The sequence below is a fragment of the Algoriphagus sp. genome, from assembly GCF_029254265.1.
Lineage (GTDB): Bacteria > Bacteroidota > Bacteroidia > Cytophagales > Cyclobacteriaceae > Algoriphagus.
Genome location: NZ_JAQWXX010000095.1, coordinates 1 through 16,161 on the forward strand (window position 1 = coordinate 1; position 16,161 = coordinate 16,161).

The 16,161-nt window shown below is 40.8% G+C and carries 12 protein-coding genes; 11 read left to right on the forward strand and 1 reads right to left on the reverse strand.

What is annotated here, in order from left to right:
• The first annotated feature begins 303 nt into the window (after positions 1 to 303).
• The 3 genes from P8O16_RS14230 (at position 304) to P8O16_RS14240 (ending at position 4,145) form a co-directional block, all read left to right on the forward strand.
• Positions 304 to 1,590 carry a folylpolyglutamate synthase/dihydrofolate synthase family protein gene (locus P8O16_RS14230; RefSeq protein ID WP_300316106.1) on the forward strand — a complete coding sequence of 429 codons (1,287 nt, stop codon included), beginning with the start codon at positions 304 to 306 and terminating at the stop codon, positions 1,588 to 1,590.
• Complete coding sequence (gene trmB / locus P8O16_RS14235; protein WP_300316107.1) at positions 1,591 to 2,250, forward strand: tRNA (guanosine(46)-N7)-methyltransferase TrmB; 660 nt, start codon at positions 1,591 to 1,593, stop codon at positions 2,248 to 2,250.
• 557 nt (positions 2,251 to 2,807) lie between these two features.
• Positions 2,808 to 4,145, forward strand: a complete 1,338-nt coding sequence (locus P8O16_RS14240) for a DUF6090 family protein (protein WP_300316108.1) — start codon at positions 2,808 to 2,810, stop codon at positions 4,143 to 4,145.
• 207 nt (positions 4,146 to 4,352) lie between these two features.
• Here P8O16_RS14240 and P8O16_RS14245 read toward each other — a convergent pair whose 3' ends face one another.
• The gene (locus tag P8O16_RS14245) at positions 4,353 to 4,934 is read right to left on the reverse strand and encodes a hypothetical protein (RefSeq protein WP_300316109.1); all 582 of its coding nucleotides are present in this window, start codon (positions 4,932 to 4,934) and stop codon (positions 4,353 to 4,355) included.
• A gap of 379 nt (positions 4,935 to 5,313) precedes the next feature.
• Between P8O16_RS14245 and P8O16_RS14250 the strand changes: the two genes are divergently transcribed.
• From P8O16_RS14250 to P8O16_RS14285, 8 genes are all read left to right on the forward strand, one after another.
• Entirely contained in the window at positions 5,314 to 6,984 is a 1,671-nt protein-coding gene (locus tag P8O16_RS14250; protein WP_300316110.1) for a S41 family peptidase, read from the forward strand.
• Positions 6,985 to 7,376: 392 nt separating this feature from the next.
• Positions 7,377 to 8,540, forward strand: a complete 1,164-nt coding sequence (locus tag P8O16_RS14255; protein ID WP_300316111.1) for an alpha/beta hydrolase-fold protein — start codon at positions 7,377 to 7,379, stop codon at positions 8,538 to 8,540.
• Positions 8,541 to 9,127: 587 nt separating this feature from the next.
• Positions 9,128 to 10,456 (forward strand): Zn-dependent hydrolase, encoded by a 1,329-nt coding sequence (locus tag P8O16_RS14260; protein ID WP_300316112.1) that lies wholly within the window; start codon positions 9,128 to 9,130, stop codon positions 10,454 to 10,456.
• 273 nt (positions 10,457 to 10,729) lie between these two features.
• Positions 10,730 to 12,136: a redoxin domain-containing protein gene (locus P8O16_RS14265; protein WP_300316113.1), complete on the forward strand. Its 1,407-nt coding sequence runs from the start codon at positions 10,730 to 10,732 to the stop codon at positions 12,134 to 12,136.
• A gap of 75 nt (positions 12,137 to 12,211) precedes the next feature.
• Positions 12,212 to 12,586: a hypothetical protein gene (locus P8O16_RS14270; RefSeq protein ID WP_300316114.1), complete on the forward strand. Its 375-nt coding sequence runs from the start codon at positions 12,212 to 12,214 to the stop codon at positions 12,584 to 12,586.
• Between the two features lie 115 nt (positions 12,587 to 12,701).
• Positions 12,702 to 13,400, forward strand: coding sequence for an NAD-dependent deacylase (locus P8O16_RS14275; protein ID WP_300316115.1), 699 nt, complete (start codon positions 12,702 to 12,704; stop codon positions 13,398 to 13,400).
• A gap of 464 nt (positions 13,401 to 13,864) precedes the next feature.
• On the forward strand, positions 13,865 to 14,803 hold the full coding sequence (locus P8O16_RS14280) for a DUF5996 family protein (protein WP_300316116.1): 939 nt from the start codon (positions 13,865 to 13,867) through the stop codon (positions 14,801 to 14,803).
• An 8-nt stretch (positions 14,804 to 14,811) separates the two neighbouring features.
• Positions 14,812 to 16,155: an NAD(P)-binding domain-containing protein gene (locus P8O16_RS14285; RefSeq protein ID WP_300316117.1), complete on the forward strand. Its 1,344-nt coding sequence runs from the start codon at positions 14,812 to 14,814 to the stop codon at positions 16,153 to 16,155.
• Positions 16,156 to 16,161: the final 6 nt, after the last annotated feature.

A 16,161-nucleotide genomic window follows, 5' to 3' on the forward strand; every position in this document is an offset into this window, starting at 1 on the left:
CTGTAAAGCCGCTCTTTCAGCCGATCACTCGTCTGAGGATCACTAAATAATTCTTCAAGTGTTCGTTTCTTTGTCATCTATTTGTAAAATTAGCAGACACACTTAACTGAACACTCTCACGCTACTCTCTAATTCCCCAATCCCCATATTAAATTATTCATTCTCCCAATCTCTTATTCTCTTACTCTCTTATTCTCTCACTCTACAACTTCCCATTCATTTTCTCCCTCGATTTTATTCAGCCAAAGTAATCATTCCTTAGCTTTACGTTATTAACTTTAATCCTAGATTACGCTTCTCAATATGAACTTTCAGGAAACTCTGGACTATCTGTTCAATTCTTTGCCCAACTTCCAGCGAGTGGGTGCTCCAGCTTACAAAAACGACCTCAACAATACTTTGGCACTATGTGCACATCTGGGCAATCCGGAACGCCAATTTAAATCGGTGCATGTCGCCGGTACGAATGGAAAAGGGAGTTCTTCGCATAGCATCGCGGCGATTTTGCAGTCTGCTGGCTACAAAACGGGACTTTACACCTCACCACACCTGAAATCTTTTACCGAGCGCATCAGAGTAGATGGAATTGATATTCCTGAAGAAGAAGTCGTCAAATTTGTAGCGGAAAATAAGTCCTTTTTGGAGGATCTGAAACCTAGTTTCTTTGAGATGACGGTTGCAATGGCATTTTGGTATTTTGCAAAAGTTCAAGTTGACATCGCAGTCATTGAAGTTGGGATGGGAGGGAGATTGGACAGTACAAATGTCATCACTCCTGAACTGAGTTTGATCACCAATATAGGCTATGACCATATGCAGTTTCTTGGAGATACCCTTGCCCTGATCTCCGGTGAAAAAGCAGGAATCATCAAGCCAAATGTCCCTGTGGTGATCAGCGAAACTCATCCGGAAACCCGAAAAGTCTTTTTAGAAAAAGCAGCTTCTGGTGAATCACCAATCACCTTTGCAGATCAGGTATGGTTAATTTCAAATTCTGAATTGATAGATGGAAAGGCAGATTTTTTTGCAAAAAAGCATGGGTATGAACTCTCCATTCAATTGGATCTGATCGGAGCCTATCAGCGCTTTAATCTTCCAGGGATTTTAGAATCCATCGAAACCCTCCGAAGCTTGGGTTGGAAAATCACCGATGAGCAGTTGAAAGCAGGCCTTTCCAATGTGACTGGGCTAACTCATTTAAAAGGGCGATGGCAAATCCTACAGGAAAATCCGTTGATGATTGCAGATACGGGACACAATGAACCGGGAATGAAGGAGGTTTTGAAGCAGCTAAAAACCTATTCTTTCAATCAACTTTGGATGGTTATCGGCATGGTACAGGACAAGGATATTCATAAAATCCTTGAGCTTTTTCCTAAAACAGCAAATTACATTTTTGTAAAAGCGCAAATTCCAAGAGCAATGCCTGCCGAAACCTTGGCAGAAACTGCTGCTACTTTTGGATTGAAAGGCGAAATCATCCCGGATATCAATGAAGCGATTGCCTTTGCTCGAAAAAAAGCGAAGTCAGATGACCTTATATTTATTGGAGGGAGTACTTTTGTGGTCGCAGAAATCGACGAGATCTAAATGAGCAGAAAGAAACTGGTTCGCTTCAAGGAAAATGAAGAAAACCCCAATGTAGTACAGCACGGAAAAGCAATTTTTGAAACGATCAAAGGAAATTGGAATGAAAGCCAATTTAAAAATGATCATCCACTAGTCGTAGAACTTGCCTGTGGAAGGGGAGAGTTTACCGTTGGCTTGGCTCGGAATTTTCCACATCAGAATTTTATCGGTGTCGATATCAAAGGCAGTCGAATCTGGAAAGGCAGCTCCATCGCCACTGCAGAGGGCATCAGCAATGTGGGTTTTCTTCGCACGCAGATCGAGTTGCTGGATGCTTCCTTCGCTCCGGATGAAATCTCTGAACTTTGGATCACCTTCCCGGATCCTTTTCCAAGAGACGGAGATGAGAAGCGTCGATTGACTTCCCCTCGATTTTTGGAAATGTATAAACCCCTTTTGAAAAAGGATGGAATCATTCATTTCAAGACCGACAATACCGGCTTATTTGATTACAGCTTGGAGCTTTTTCAAAGTAGACCCGATATCGAACTGATCGGCTTTACCCATGATTTCTACCAAAGTGAGTGGAAGGACGATCACTTCGGGATCCAAACCCGATATGAGAAAATGTTTTCCGAAAAAGGCGAAAAGATCAAGTACCTGAAGTGCCGATTTGTCTAGTCCTTTTTCAAATTGAATTGAACCACAAGGACACATAAAAAATATAGTTTCTTAAACCACCAAGGCCACGAAAGTTTTCACGGAGGGCGCAAAGGGGTCTTTTTAACAACATAAAAAGCATAGGAAACATAGTTTTTTAATTTTCAAAAAATTGAAAGATTTTAAAATTGAAAAATTACCCAAAGGTTAGACTTTGAAACCATCCCAGCGGGGCAAGATATCGGTTGCCGAAAAAGAAAGGAATATTTCCCTCCTCGAGGGATGTCAAGTTGGAAAGTGGATGCCCCACTATTCGGGATTTGCAATCCCGAACTCTTATCCTAGGATTTCCAATCCGTAACAGCGCAAGAGCCCCTCGTGTTGTCTAGAAAACATGTTAAAGGTGTAGTCTAAGTCCTCAACAATTGCCTTGAGTAAAACACCTACCTACACAACCAAATATATTATTTGATTTACTTCCCCTCTCCTGCCATAGTATCCTAAAGAGATAAATCTTAGATTGCATAAGGCCCTTGGCTTCCTCCGAGAGCATGGGAGCCAGAATTAGAAGAAAAGCCATGATTAACTTATTTCGAAAAATTCGATACGAATTGATGGAGAAAAATAAAATGGGAAAGCCTGTCTCTCAGGTAGGCAGGTATCTGAAATATGCTTTTGGTGAAATTTTACTGGTAGTAATCGGAATCCTGATCGCTATCCAAATCAACAATTCCAATCAAAAGCGGCTGGACCGGGAAGCCTTGGAAGGCTATCTCAACAGTATTGCCCAAAACATTGACAGCGATCTGAAAAAGGCCGAAAAGATCAATGAAATACGCCTGGAGCTTTTCCCCAGAATTACTTCTGTCACTAGGCGGATGGCTCCAGACTATTATCAAACCCTATCGGAAGTGTATGGACAGAACATCACTCCAGACTACCGCTATAGCGTGGAAAACCTGGATTTTATGTCCCGGGCCATCAGTGATGCCTGGACCAATATCTATTTGACCCCCGATTTAAGTGGATTTGAATACTTGAAGAACTCGGGTTTCCTGAGTCAACTTCAAGGCACAGACTTGGAGAAACTGCTGTCTAATTACTATAATTTATTGGAAGAACTCACCACCCAGGAGAATAATTACAATACGACCCTTCAGGGTTCATTTGAGCAATTCATCAATGCGGACTTGCCTGGTACTTATGCTTTCTTCAGTCCAGGTATTCGGGATTGGGAACAAGAGTTAGGAGGGCAGCTACCGGCGATGGTAGATGGGATTATTGAGCATCCTACGTTACGACCGGTCTATTTTTGGCCCTATAAACTTATTGTGAAATACGAAAACCTCATGATCAAAGGTCAAGCCTTGCATGAAATGCTAATCACAGGAGAAAAAGACTTTTCAGAGGAAATCAAGCAGCAGCTTGAACAGGTTTTTGATGAATATGGAGAAGCTCCTTATTCTAAAGTCATGAGAAATGGTATTATCACGGATTCCTACAATTATGCAGCAGCAAGTGCATTTAACAATCAGGGGGTGAACATACAGTTCTTGGGAACTCATATGGCTGTGCAGTTTGATTTGGAACCCTGGGCCGTCGCCTACTGGTTTGTGGGTGATGGCGTAGTAGACCCCAATCGTGTCAAAGATTTCTCAAAGTTTAAGACCCTTCGACTCAAGCTGCGAGGTGTCAAAGGTGGAGAAAAAATAGCGATCAGCCTGAAAGACAAATCTAACCCCACGGATGGGAGCGAAACCAAAGTTCCGCTGACTTTAACCAATGAATGGGAAACGTATGATATCCCGCTCGCTAGCTTTGCACCAACCCGGTTGGAGGAATTGTTCATAGTCACCTCCATTATCGTAGAAAATCAAGCCTGTACCATAGAGGTAGAGACGATTGAGTTTTTGTAGGGTCGGATAGCTACAAATGTTTGTTGGCCTATTATTTTGGTCAAGGATGAAAGCCAGTTAATCCCTATAAACAAACTCAAGTAAGAGAGGTGATTATTGGAATGAGCTAACTAATAGTCGGTGAGGAAATCCACAGTAGAGATCAGACAGAATACAAGAGTTTACAATGAGACAGCGACCAAAATTGGATTTTGAGAACGATGAGTGTTAGTTATTTTTTACTCTAAGCTGAATTTCATCAAAGTATATTTTGCCATAAAGGAGCGAAGGCATAAACAGATATACTTGTACTGATTGCGCATCCTTTGGGAAGCTTTCCAACCTTGCAGTTAGTGGCGTCCAATCAAAGTTGCCTCCAAATTTAATCTGATTGCTGGCAGAATAGTTGGCTCCACTACCGTCACTTTTTGTAAATACTTTAAAATAAATAAAAATATTACGGTCTGGCGTAAAGTTCCTGATTTCTTCCCCCTTGAGAAAAGCCGTCAGCTCTAAGCTGCTTCCAGGAGCTGGCATAGGTCCGGTATATTTTTGGGTCCAAGTGCCAGTACCACTCATCGTACTATCCTGATTTTCTATAAATAAAGATTGGTTTCCAGTGAAAAAAATCTCTTTGCTAACTCCCATGTTTGTACTGCCTGATTGATCCATCTGCCAAGGAAATATTGAGCCTCCAGCTGAGGATAGATTCGTATTTGCAATAAGTTGATATCCTAGTGGAAGGTATTCTTCAGATGAACAGCCCACCCAAAGAAGTGAAACAATAAAACCAATTAAAATTTGCTTCATGTCGAATGATCGTTTGATTTAATGCCTTGGTAATTCTTGCATTAAGCTTATTGATTTACCTAACGAACTAAAGATTCCCAATATTGGGAAGTAAGTCAGAATAATAAATGTAGGATTTGATAAAGTAAAATCTCAATAGTAGATCAAGCTCACTCTATTATGCTTTTTTGAAGCTTTCCCTTGATGATAATTAGGAAAAAAAGTTGGTTTCAATAGACTTTCCTAGTAAGAATTTTATGAAAAATTAGCAGATGTAGGTGTGCTAGGAATTGAGATTTAGGGGATCTTGCAGATGGAATGAAAGACTAGTAAAATTCATAAGTCCTCTCATCAAAAATTATCCAAACGCAAAATCCTCAATAGGAATCTAGTTCAAACCATGAAATATATTTTTTCTCTTATTCTCTGTTTTTATTTTACCAATGCCTTGAGTCAAATAAGTGAGTTTCAAAAGAGCGAACGCTTCATTCGAATTTGGGGAGTATTGAAATATCATCACCCGAAGATCAGTGATGGGAAATATGATTTTAATGAAGTGTTTTTAAAAGAATATCACAAGCTTCAAACAATAGAAACAAGCGAAGCTTTTGATAATGAAATGCTTGACTGGATCGGTGGTTTTGGCATAGACCAACTCGAATCCAAAAAAAAGCAAGTCTCAGACCAACTCTTTACTGCAAACTACAGAGACGAATGGATCAATGAATCCACATTTAGCCCTGAGCTTACCGATCTACTTCATCAACTTACTACTAACAGCAACTACCAAAATCACTACGCTAAAGCCAATAAATTAAGCAGCTCGGTGGATTTCAGCAATGATCTCCCGCTTAAGAATTTTGATGCTTCGTTAGAAGCACATCGACTCCTATTTCTTGCGTCCTTTTGGAATGCCATGAACTATTGGAATGTTAATAGTTACCTGACAGAAACCCCTTGGGATAAGGTTATCACGGATTTAATTCCAGAATTTAAACAAAGCGGAGAGACAAATTTTCAGCAAGCCAAAGAGCATTTGTTTAGCCTCCTGAATGATTCGCATTCGGATTATAGCACCAGTTATACACTCAATTCCATAAGCAATTTCCCGAATTTTGGAGGGCGAATCATCAATGACTCACTGGTGATCACTTCGGTATATCGTCAGGAATTTTTTGATATAGATTCCTTGGCAAAAGGTGATGTGATTTACGGAGTTAATGATACTACTCTGCATCAATATTATACCACCAAGTTCTCGAAAGTCATCAGTGCCTCGAATCAAAACTATTTAAGAAGCGCTATTGAAAAGACCTATTTATTGGCTTCAAATGAAGACTCAATCCTTGTCAATGTTTTGAAAAAGGACGGTCGAAACCTCAAGCAATACATTCAATTAAACCCCTTGGAATACCCTGCCGAAAGATATTCTCGCATGTGGCCTCCAGAGACGGAAGCTTGGAAAGAAGTAAATTCAGAAATCGGATACATCAATTTGAATAATATTGATAAGTCGCAATTGGAGGATGCATTTCTTCATTTTGAGAATTTCAAAGGCATCATTATCGATTTAAGAAACTATCCGAGAAATATTGATGCGAATGATATTGCTAAATACCTCTATCCAGAAAAAAGGATTTTCATGAAGGCATTGACCTCAGTAGAGCCATCCTATGGGGAGTTTATTTCAAGTACAGCTTTGGGTTTTATTAGCAATCCATTCGAGGCTGGAAAACGAAACAAATCCTATTTCAAGGGTAAAGTCATTTTGCTTGTAGATCGAGTGACTGCAAGTAAGGCGGAATGGATTGGGATGGCTATTCAGGCAACCCGCATCTGTACAACGGTTGGGGAACAGACTTTTGGTGCGGTGATGAATAGAAACCCAATACCTCTGCTTGATGGTAGCTCCATTGATTTCACCGGAGTTGGCGCGTTTTATCCATCTGGTGAGGGAGTACAGCGTAATGGACTAAAGCTGGATGTGGAAATAAAAGAAAGCGCAATAGGCTACAATAAAGACTTATATGTTGACACTGCGATCAAACTAATTTATGAAGAAGAAGACTAGTTTTAATCCCTCCTCAAATGTAGAACCCCAATCAGAGCATTTTAGAATCAAATCATTGCCATAGTTAAAAAAACGCTTTCCTAACTAAACAAAAATACATTTAAATGGGAGCTAGAATACAACTCATTTTCCCTGCTTTTTTCCTAAAAATCTGTAACTTATCCCTGAACCATACTCACTCCTCATGAGTGGACGGGCCTTTATTAAAAATACCGCTCTAACCAGTTTGGGGTTGACTGCATTTGGATGACCGGAATCTCAAGCGATTTCTTTTTCCCCTCAAATCACCCAAATCCTTGCCTTCCACTAGGATTAATCTGCAATCCACTCCTTTTAAAATAATTTCTTATTTTGGGCTATAGGGCTTTCCTCTTGTACAAATTCTATTCAAAATGAGTAAAAAAATCATTGCAGTTCTATTTTTCTTTTTTGGACTTTCCCAAGTAAAATCACAAGAGGTCGAACAGCTTACCATCGGCTCAAAACAGCTAATCCACTCTACTATTCTGGATGAAGACCGGGAATACTGGGTAAGCCTTCCAGACTCCTACAGCGACAAGGGGGCGAGCTACAAAAAATATCCTGTGCTAGTCCTACTTGATGGCAGTGCACATTTCAGAGCTATCAGCGGAATGGTTAACTACATGAGCAGCGGGGCAAATGGCAACCGAAAAATCCCCGAAATGATTGTAGTCGCCATTCAAAATGTAGATAGAAGGAGAGACTTTACGCCTGACAAAATCATCACAGTCCGAGCGAATAATTCTGGCGGAGGTGAGCGGTTTTTAAGCTTTCTCGAAGAGGAACTCCTACCTGAAATCGACCAGACCTACAGAACGGAACCTTATCGGATACTCTTTGGCCACTCCCTGGGCGGCTTACTTGCCACGCATGCCTATCTGAAAGAAAACACACTGTTTAATGCATTTCTTGCGATTGACCCAAGTTTTGGAACTTGGGATGCGGATACCATGGACCAAAAATTAGAAGCTGTTTCTTCAAAGTCATTTGAGCGTTTTATCTACATCGCCACTGCGAATTGGGGCAAAAGAAATTTCACGAATCGAGATCGTCATGTGCGATTTTACGAGGCAATGCATCGAAAAAGTGAGGGAGATTTTCATGCCGAACTTGAGTATTTCGAGCATGAAAACCATGGCTCAGTGCCTCCAATTGCATTTCACAATGGGATTTCAGCAATTTTTGAAGGTTATGGTATTTCCTCCCGGGATATAGAAAGCAAGGCTCAACTGGTGCAACAGTTTCAAACGATTTCCCAGCGACTTTCTTATGATTTCAATCCTCCCGAATATCTTGTTAATCAACTAGGCTATCAAATGATGCAAAGTAAAAATGAAATTGATAAGGTTAAAGCTCTGGATTTTTTTATCTTGAATACCGAGAACTACCCCAATTCATTTAATGCCTTCGATAGCTTAGGAGAGGCCTATGAATCTTTGGGGGAAAAAGAAAAAACAGTTGAAAACTATGCGAAATCTCTGGAACTCAACCCCGATAATGAACACGCCAGAATGAAGATTGAAACTTTAAAATAAAACACAGTAGGAGGAAAGTGGCGGAGAGACTTTTCGGTAGCCAAACAAATTCTAGATATAAGCATGGACCAGAATTTATGGTATCAGAACAGTTTAACTATAAAGCATAAAAAAATGATCAGCAAAAAAGACTTCATTCTAATTGGAATAGTTTCAATGTTACTTTCGGTGACGGGTTTTTTCCTTGACTTAAATGAACTAGTTCCGGATATCAGGACAAATATTTTTGAGATTTTAATGATGGCGAGCCTAATCTATTGTGCCATTTCCATCTTCTATTTCCCTATTAAGCTTTTGACAAATAAATTGAGCAAACAAAAATCCTAATTTTCGAAGAGGGAACTTGACTAGCAGTGTGCCAAGTTGACACCCCTTAAAAGCGCTTGATTTTCAGTTTTTAAGATAATTATCTGAAGTATAAATCTGCAATAACAGCTCCATTCCAAAATCCACGAACACTAGCTTACACCCAGATTAACTTTTAAGTAAAGAAGCCTCCGAGACATTTTTCTTCCGATAAAAAGACCTGAAAGCTGCTTGGAAATAGCTCGGGGTTGAGTAGTTTAAAAAATCAAAACCCACAGACCATGAGCAGAAGAGCCTTTATTAAAAAAACAGCCTTAACCGGATTAGGATTGACCGCATTTGGATGGCTGGACTCGCAGGCGATTTCTTTTTCCCAAAGCCTCCCAAAGGTAAATCGAAAGCGAATTGAGGATCGGATTCAGGCCCTTGCCAAATTTGGGCAGGATGAAAATGGACATGGCTATCGGGTGGCCTATACCCAAGGAGATATCGAAGGGCGAAAATGGTTTATGGATCTAATGCAAAAAGCCGGATTGAATCCGCGCATTGATGCTGGAGGAAATATCATCGGAAATCGAGCGGGCAAAAATCCAGCATTGAAGCCTATAGCTTTCGGATCACATATTGACATGGTTCCCGATGGGGGAAATTACGATGGAACTTTGGGTTCTCTCAGTGCCTTGGAAGCCATCGAAGTCCTGAATGAAAACAAGATTACCACCGAGCATCCTTTGGAGGTAATCGTTTTTGCCAATGAAGAAGGCGGACTGATCGGAAGTAAGGCGATGGTTGGGAAACTCTCCAAAGAAGGGCTGGAGCAAATCAGTCAAAGTGGTTTGGTGATGGCAGAAGGGATTCGAGCCATAGGAGGAGACCCTGAGGACATCGGGCTCGCCGAACGTAAGAAAGGCGACCTTCATGCCTGGCTGGAGTTGCATATTGAGCAAGGAGGGATTTTGGATAGTGAAAACCTGCAAATCGGTGTAGTAGAAGGGATTGTGGGGATTTTGGATTGTGAAATTACGGTAGAAGGATTTGCCAATCATGCTGGCACTACCCCAATGAAACTCCGGAAAGATGCTATGTTGGCCGCTTCCAAACTGACCGTAGCCGTGAATGAAGTCATCAACAGTTTTCCCGGAACCCAAGTGGGGACGGTGGGTAAAATAGAGGCTTTTCCCGGAGCCTATAATGTCGTTCCCGGCAAGGTGAATATGGGTTTAGAGATTCGGGATTTATCTTTTGAAAAAATTGAAATGCTCTTGGGAGAAATTCAAAAGCGAGCCCAAGCCATTGCCGAAGAAACTAAGACCAGCATTACTTTTAGAAGAGAGCCCAGTTTTAATCTACCCGCTTTGACGGATGCTTCGGTTCAGCTAAAAATCCAGGAAGCTGCAGTGGCCCTTGGTTTGAAAACCAAACACATGCAAAGCGGAGCGGGACATGACACCCAACAAATTTCCCTGATTGCTCCGGTGGGAATGATTTTCGTCCCAAGTGTCGGAGGAATCAGCCATTCACCCAATGAATTTACCAAAGCCGAAGACATGGAGAATGGAGCCAATGTGCTTTTGCATACCATTTTGGCATTAGATCAGCAGGGAGAATAAACAGCAAAGTCAAAGGAGATATTTGAAATGGATTGATAAAGGAAGCACAACTAGCCTTTATAATTAAATAAAAATATTATGAATATCCGCAATTAAACCAGTTGGGTAATTTTGTTTGTTTTTTGGACTGGAAGAGGGATGACCGAAGACCGAAGTTTGCCAAAACCGAACTTCAAGTAGACTTTTAGACCGTTAAATCAAGTTTCTGGTAACAAAGCGGATAATCATAAAAAATATTTTGTTATTATGGGTTTCCACTAACCTTCTAATGCCTTGTTTCGATCCTTGTTAGCATTTTTGTTTTTGACTGTTATCTCATTTTCCATTCAAGCTCAGTCAGGCTATGACATTGAAGTCAGCATTTCGGATTACGATGAACCTGAAATTTACTTGGCTTACTATTACGGGGATAAAACATATATCAAAGACACTACATACCGCACCGAAGAGGGAACCTATATTTTTTCCGGGGAAGAGTCTTTACCAGTAGGGGTTTACATGGTGGCCCTTCCACCCAATAATTCTTTTTTTGAACTCCTGATTGATGAAGAGCAACAATTCAGTGTTTCCAGTCAATACTCCGATCTAATAGGCACTCTAGAGATTCATGGAGATGCTCCTGATAACAAACAATTTTATGAGTATATGCAATTCCTAAATGAAAAGCGAGTTGAAAGTAGTTCCCTACAGGCCATAGTGGAAGATGAAAGTACACCTAAAACTAGTCTGGGTAAAAGTGCTGCGAGAATAGAGCTGACAAAACTTAACGAAGAGGTGGAGGCCTATCAGCAGGATTTGCTCAATTCAAATCCCAAAAGTTTTACTTCTACCATCATTAAATCGGGACTACCATTAAACGAACCGGATTTTGAAGGAGAAAATGCGGAGACCCTCCGCTGGCGCTGGTATCAAAAACATTTCTTCGATAATATTGATTTGGGTGATCCCCGATTACTGCGATCCCCGGTTCTTTTTAATCGAGTGGATTATTTCATTAATAAACTCCAAATACAGCATCCCGATACCATTTCCAAAGCGATCGATTGGGTGCTCACACAAATGGAGCCTGCTCCCGAAACTTATAAATACTATACAGTCCATTTTGTAAATACCTATGCCCAATCCAAAATGATGGGAATGGATGCGGTATATGTCCATCTGATCAATAAATACTATGCCACAGGCAAGGCAGATTGGGCCGAACAGGAAATGCTTGAAAAAATGCTGACCTCTGCTGCAAAAATAGAACCCTTGCTTATAGGAAATGAAGCGCCCAATGCGATCTGGAGGAAACAGGATGGCTCGATCCTTCGGCTCCACGATGTCGAATCTCCCTTAACGCTTCTATTATTTTGGAGGTATGATTGCAGCTCATGTATAGCGGAAACAGCTGCGCTGCAAGAAGTTTACGAGTCTTATAAAAACAAGGGGCTTTCCATTATTGCAGTTTGTACAAAGACTGGAGATGAAGTTTCAGCATGCTGGGAGTATGCAAATCAAAAGGGATATACAGATTGGATTCATGTGGCAGATGCTAATAATGAATTTGGTGGAATGGATTCATATGACGTCAGATCCACTCCTTTAGTCTACTTACTGAACGATCAAAAAGAAATAGTTGCAAAAAAGATCTCTGTTGATCAACTCTCGCAAGTTTTAGATCAAATGACGGGTAACTAACACCTATTTCGAGAGTCCAAAAGCTACAACAATACGAATAGCTTGTCGATTGAAAAGCGAAAAGAATAAAAATTCATGAATGAGCTATTAGACACTTTTGATGAAACAAAAGTATTTGAAGGTTTGCTCCCCTATTATCTGGAAAAGAGATCGATAACTCATTCAGAAAAAGAAGCGTTGCTGAACTATTCTGCTGTGAATTTTGGCTTATTAGGACTGATCGGCTTATTAACTCATAACATGCCTAGAATTCTATTAGGCAAACTGTGCTACGACCCTTTTATCAAGGAAAAGTGTCATGGAATCAAACACTCTTTACAAGATTTAGAAGCCACTGCGGATATTTATTTGGAGGTCGAACATTCAGAAGCGGATGAGTATGTATTTAGAAATGTAATGCTAAAATATCCCAGAAACCTTTTAGACGACCAGGGTAATTTCCTTGAATAGAAACCTAATCGTTTGACTCGCTACTCTTACCATTTCTACAGGAATATCCAAACCCATATCTATGGGGTTAACTCTAAAAATAATTCTTTTCCTATGAATCCCTTACTTTAACGTTATGAATCAGAAAAAGCGCTTGGTAGTATTAAGTGGGGCAGGGGTTTCTGCCGAGAGTGGGATTCAGACCTTTCGGGATTCGGGTGGACTCTGGGAAGGCCATGATGTGATGGAAGTGGCTTCACCTGAAGGTTGGAGGCGAAATCAAGCACTTGTACAGGATTTCTACAATCAGCGGAGAAAGCAAGCTCGGGAATGTCTTCCTAATTCAGCGCATCAGATATTGGCCGAGTTAGAGGAATATTTTGAAGTTGCGATTATCACCCAAAATGTTGATGATCTACATGAGCGGGCGGGTTCTACCCAGGTGCTCCACTTGCATGGTGAGCTGAGTAAAGCCCGGAGTTCGGTGGATCCGAGGTTAGTTTATGACTTGGAGCATTGGGAGATTAAGGCAGGGGAGTTATGCGAAAAAGGATCTCAGCTTCGGCCTCATATCGTATGGTTTGGAGAGGAAGTTCCCATGATGATTCCGGCAATTAATCTGGCCAAAAAAGCGGATTTCTTTTTGGTGATCGGGACTTCACTTCAAGTTTATCCTGCAGCTGGATTGGTGGATTATGTACCAAATCATGCGGAGGTATTTGTGGTGGACCCGAAGGTTTCTGAGTTAAGGATGAAGAGTAAAGTAAGGCTTTTTGAGGATGTGGCTACGGTGGGCATGAAAAAAGTGAAGGAGTTGTTGATGGGGAGCTTGTGAGGTTTTTATCTGATAGGATTTTATTACTGCCAAGGACATTATGGAAATTATTCTAAAATTGAAAAATTGGAAGATTTAAAAATTATCTAAATGTTGACCTAGAACTAGTGCCAAAGGCACCAAACCATTCATGAGCATGGGTGGAGCTTGCGGAACCCATGGTAAAGATAAATCTCACATTATTCTCTCCCGCGCAGGATTTCAGTTTGGAAAATGAATGCAGGTGCGGGAGGCTGGGAACGAATCTTTCTTCCAGAGATTTTAGGTTTTTAGTTTGTTTAGATACAAACCTGGACGGATTCATCTAATGCCCAATCTCCATTCTCTCAATCTCTAATCTCCTAGTCTCTTATTCTCCTAATTCCGAATCCCCAATCCCTAATCTCAAATCTCCAACCCTCATTCTCATAATATTATTTTTCTCGTCGTATAAATACCATAAATTGGAGTTCTAATTTTTAGCTATGGCAAATAAGAAAAATACTTGGCCTGTACTTCAGTTTGATGAGCTGAAGGATACGATTTATCTCTTGCATCATTGGACTCAAATCATTGGAAAAGTTCGCTTGAAAAAGTCCTCCTGGCAAAATCACTCCTGGCATGTCACGTTGTATGTGGATTCTCAAGGATTGACCACTGGGCTCGTTCCTTATGAAAATGGGGCTTTTGAAATACGATTGGATTTTATCCATCACGAAGTGAGGATTAAAACCACTAATGGTACGCAGGATCGATTTTCATTGGCCGGACAGACGGTGGCTAGCTTTTATCAGCAATTGATGGAGAAGTTGAATTTCCTTGGGATTCAGGTTAAGATTCATGCGCTTCCCAATGAAATGCCCAATCCAATCCCTTTTGCCAAAAACAATAAGAAATTCATTTATCAGGCAAATGCTGCTCAGAAAATCTGGAAAGCATTGGTTCATGTCAATAAGGAGTTTAATTTATTTAGATCCAAATTCACTGGGAAGAGTAGCCCCGTTCACTTTTTTTGGGGTTCCTTTGATTTGGCATATACGCGGTTTTCAGGTAAAAAAGCACCTGTTTTTGAAGCAGATGTTCCTAATATCCCAAAGGCAGTGATGCAGGAATCCTATTCCCATGAAGTTTTCAGTGTTGGCTTTTGGCTGGGAAATGAGTCCTTTCCAACTCCCTCATTTTATGCCTATTGCTATCCTAATTATCCTGAATTTAAAAAAGAGTCAGTTCAGCCAAAAGAGGCTTATTGGAGTGACGACATGGGAGAGTTTTTACTTTCTTATGAGGTAGTACAGAAGTCTTCAAATGCGGAGGATACACTTCGATCCTTTTTGCAAAGTGCATACGAAGCGGCAACTAAAGTTGGAAATTGGGATCGGGAGAGTTTAGATTGCGATTTCTCCTATTTTGACCAGAAAAAATGAATTATTGAATGAAGCTAAAAATTGCTGTAATCGGAGCGGGCCCCTCTGGAATAACCGCATTAAAAAATCTCGTTGACCAAGGTTTGGATGTGAAAGCTTTTGATAGAAACTCTGAAGTGGGAGGAAATTGGATCTATTCTGAGAATGAAAGTCACTCCAGTGTTTTTGAGACTACTCATATTATTTCTTCCAAGACGCTATCGCAATACGAAGATTTTACCTTTGACGACTTCGATCCTGCAGTATCTGATTACCCTTCTCATGATGAGTTGCGACGTTATTTTCAGGCTTATGCAAGAAAATTCAACCTTTATCCATTCATCCAATTTGAGACCTTGATTACCCACTGCGAATGGAAAAGTCCAGAAGCTTGGGAGGTGACTTTTGAGAAAAATGGAGTCTCCAAAACCGAAACCTTTACCCACCTGGTGGTTTGTAACGGGCATCACTGGAAGCCCAGATTTCCGGATTACCCAGGAGAGTTTTCAGGGGAGTTTATTCATTCACATAATTTTAAGAAAGCTGCGCCATTTGCGGGAAAGAAAGTTTTGGTGATCGGAGGGGGGAACTCTGCCTGTGACGTAGCAGTGGAGACCAGTCGGGTTTCGAAACTGACGGCGATTTCCTGGAGACGTGGGTATCGGATTGTACCCAAATTCTTTTTTGGAAAACCTTCTGATGTGGTGGCAGAGCAGACCAAATGGCTTCCGGTGAAAGTGAGGTCTTTTTTTAATCAGTTGCTTTTGAAGATCATGCTCGGCGACAATAAACTCTATGGACTTCGACCCGTCACAGAGCCATTTGGATCTACACATCCCACCATAAACGACGAGCTACTTCTTAAAATCAGACATGGTAAAGTCAAGCCGAGATTGGATATCAAGCGATTTGAGGATAAGAAAGTGGTTTTCGAAGATGGGAAAGCCGAAGAATTTGATTCCATTGTTGCCTGCACGGGTTATTGGTTGAGTCATCCATTTTTCAATCGTGACTTTATTAATTATTCCGAAGGACCTGTTCCACTTTGGTTGAAGATGTTTCATCCCACTGTTTCGAATGTTTATTTTATCGGCATGTTTCAGCCGCTGGGATGCATTTGGCCAGGCGCAGAGCTTCAGAGCAAATTGATGGCTCAGGAAATAATCGGCAAATGGAAGCGACCTGAGAATATTCAAGAGCTTTGTGAAAAAGAAGTTGCAAACCCGCATTATAAGCAAATTGATACCCCAAGGCATACCATTACGGTAGATTTTCACCTTTTTGTAAAAGAATTGAAAAAGCAACTGCCGAAAAAATACGTGTCGAAAATGGTCGTGGCGAAGTCTCAAGAAAAGGAACTGAATCATTCTTAAAATGAA

Excerpts from the sequence above, each read along its gene's own strand:
- P8O16_RS14230 (WP_300316106.1), top strand. The coding sequence starts at position 304 with ATGAACTTTCAGGAAACTCTGGACTATCTGTTCAATTCTTTGCCCAAC.
- trmB (WP_300316107.1), top strand. The coding sequence starts at position 1,591 with ATGAGCAGAAAGAAACTGGTTCGCTTCAAGGAAAATGAAGAAAACCCC.
- P8O16_RS14240 (WP_300316108.1), top strand. The coding sequence starts at position 2,808 with ATGATTAACTTATTTCGAAAAATTCGATACGAATTGATGGAGAAAAAT.
- P8O16_RS14245 (WP_300316109.1), bottom strand. The coding sequence starts at position 4,934 with ATGAAGCAAATTTTAATTGGTTTTATTGTTTCACTTCTTTGGGTGGGC.
- P8O16_RS14250 (WP_300316110.1), top strand. The coding sequence starts at position 5,314 with ATGAAATATATTTTTTCTCTTATTCTCTGTTTTTATTTTACCAATGCC.
- P8O16_RS14255 (WP_300316111.1), top strand. The coding sequence starts at position 7,377 with ATGAGTAAAAAAATCATTGCAGTTCTATTTTTCTTTTTTGGACTTTCC.
- P8O16_RS14260 (WP_300316112.1), top strand. The coding sequence starts at position 9,128 with ATGAGCAGAAGAGCCTTTATTAAAAAAACAGCCTTAACCGGATTAGGA.
- P8O16_RS14270 (WP_300316114.1), top strand. The coding sequence starts at position 12,212 with ATGAATGAGCTATTAGACACTTTTGATGAAACAAAAGTATTTGAAGGT.
- P8O16_RS14275 (WP_300316115.1), top strand. The coding sequence starts at position 12,702 with ATGAATCAGAAAAAGCGCTTGGTAGTATTAAGTGGGGCAGGGGTTTCT.
- P8O16_RS14280 (WP_300316116.1), top strand. The coding sequence starts at position 13,865 with ATGGCAAATAAGAAAAATACTTGGCCTGTACTTCAGTTTGATGAGCTG.
- P8O16_RS14285 (WP_300316117.1), top strand. The coding sequence starts at position 14,812 with ATGAAGCTAAAAATTGCTGTAATCGGAGCGGGCCCCTCTGGAATAACC.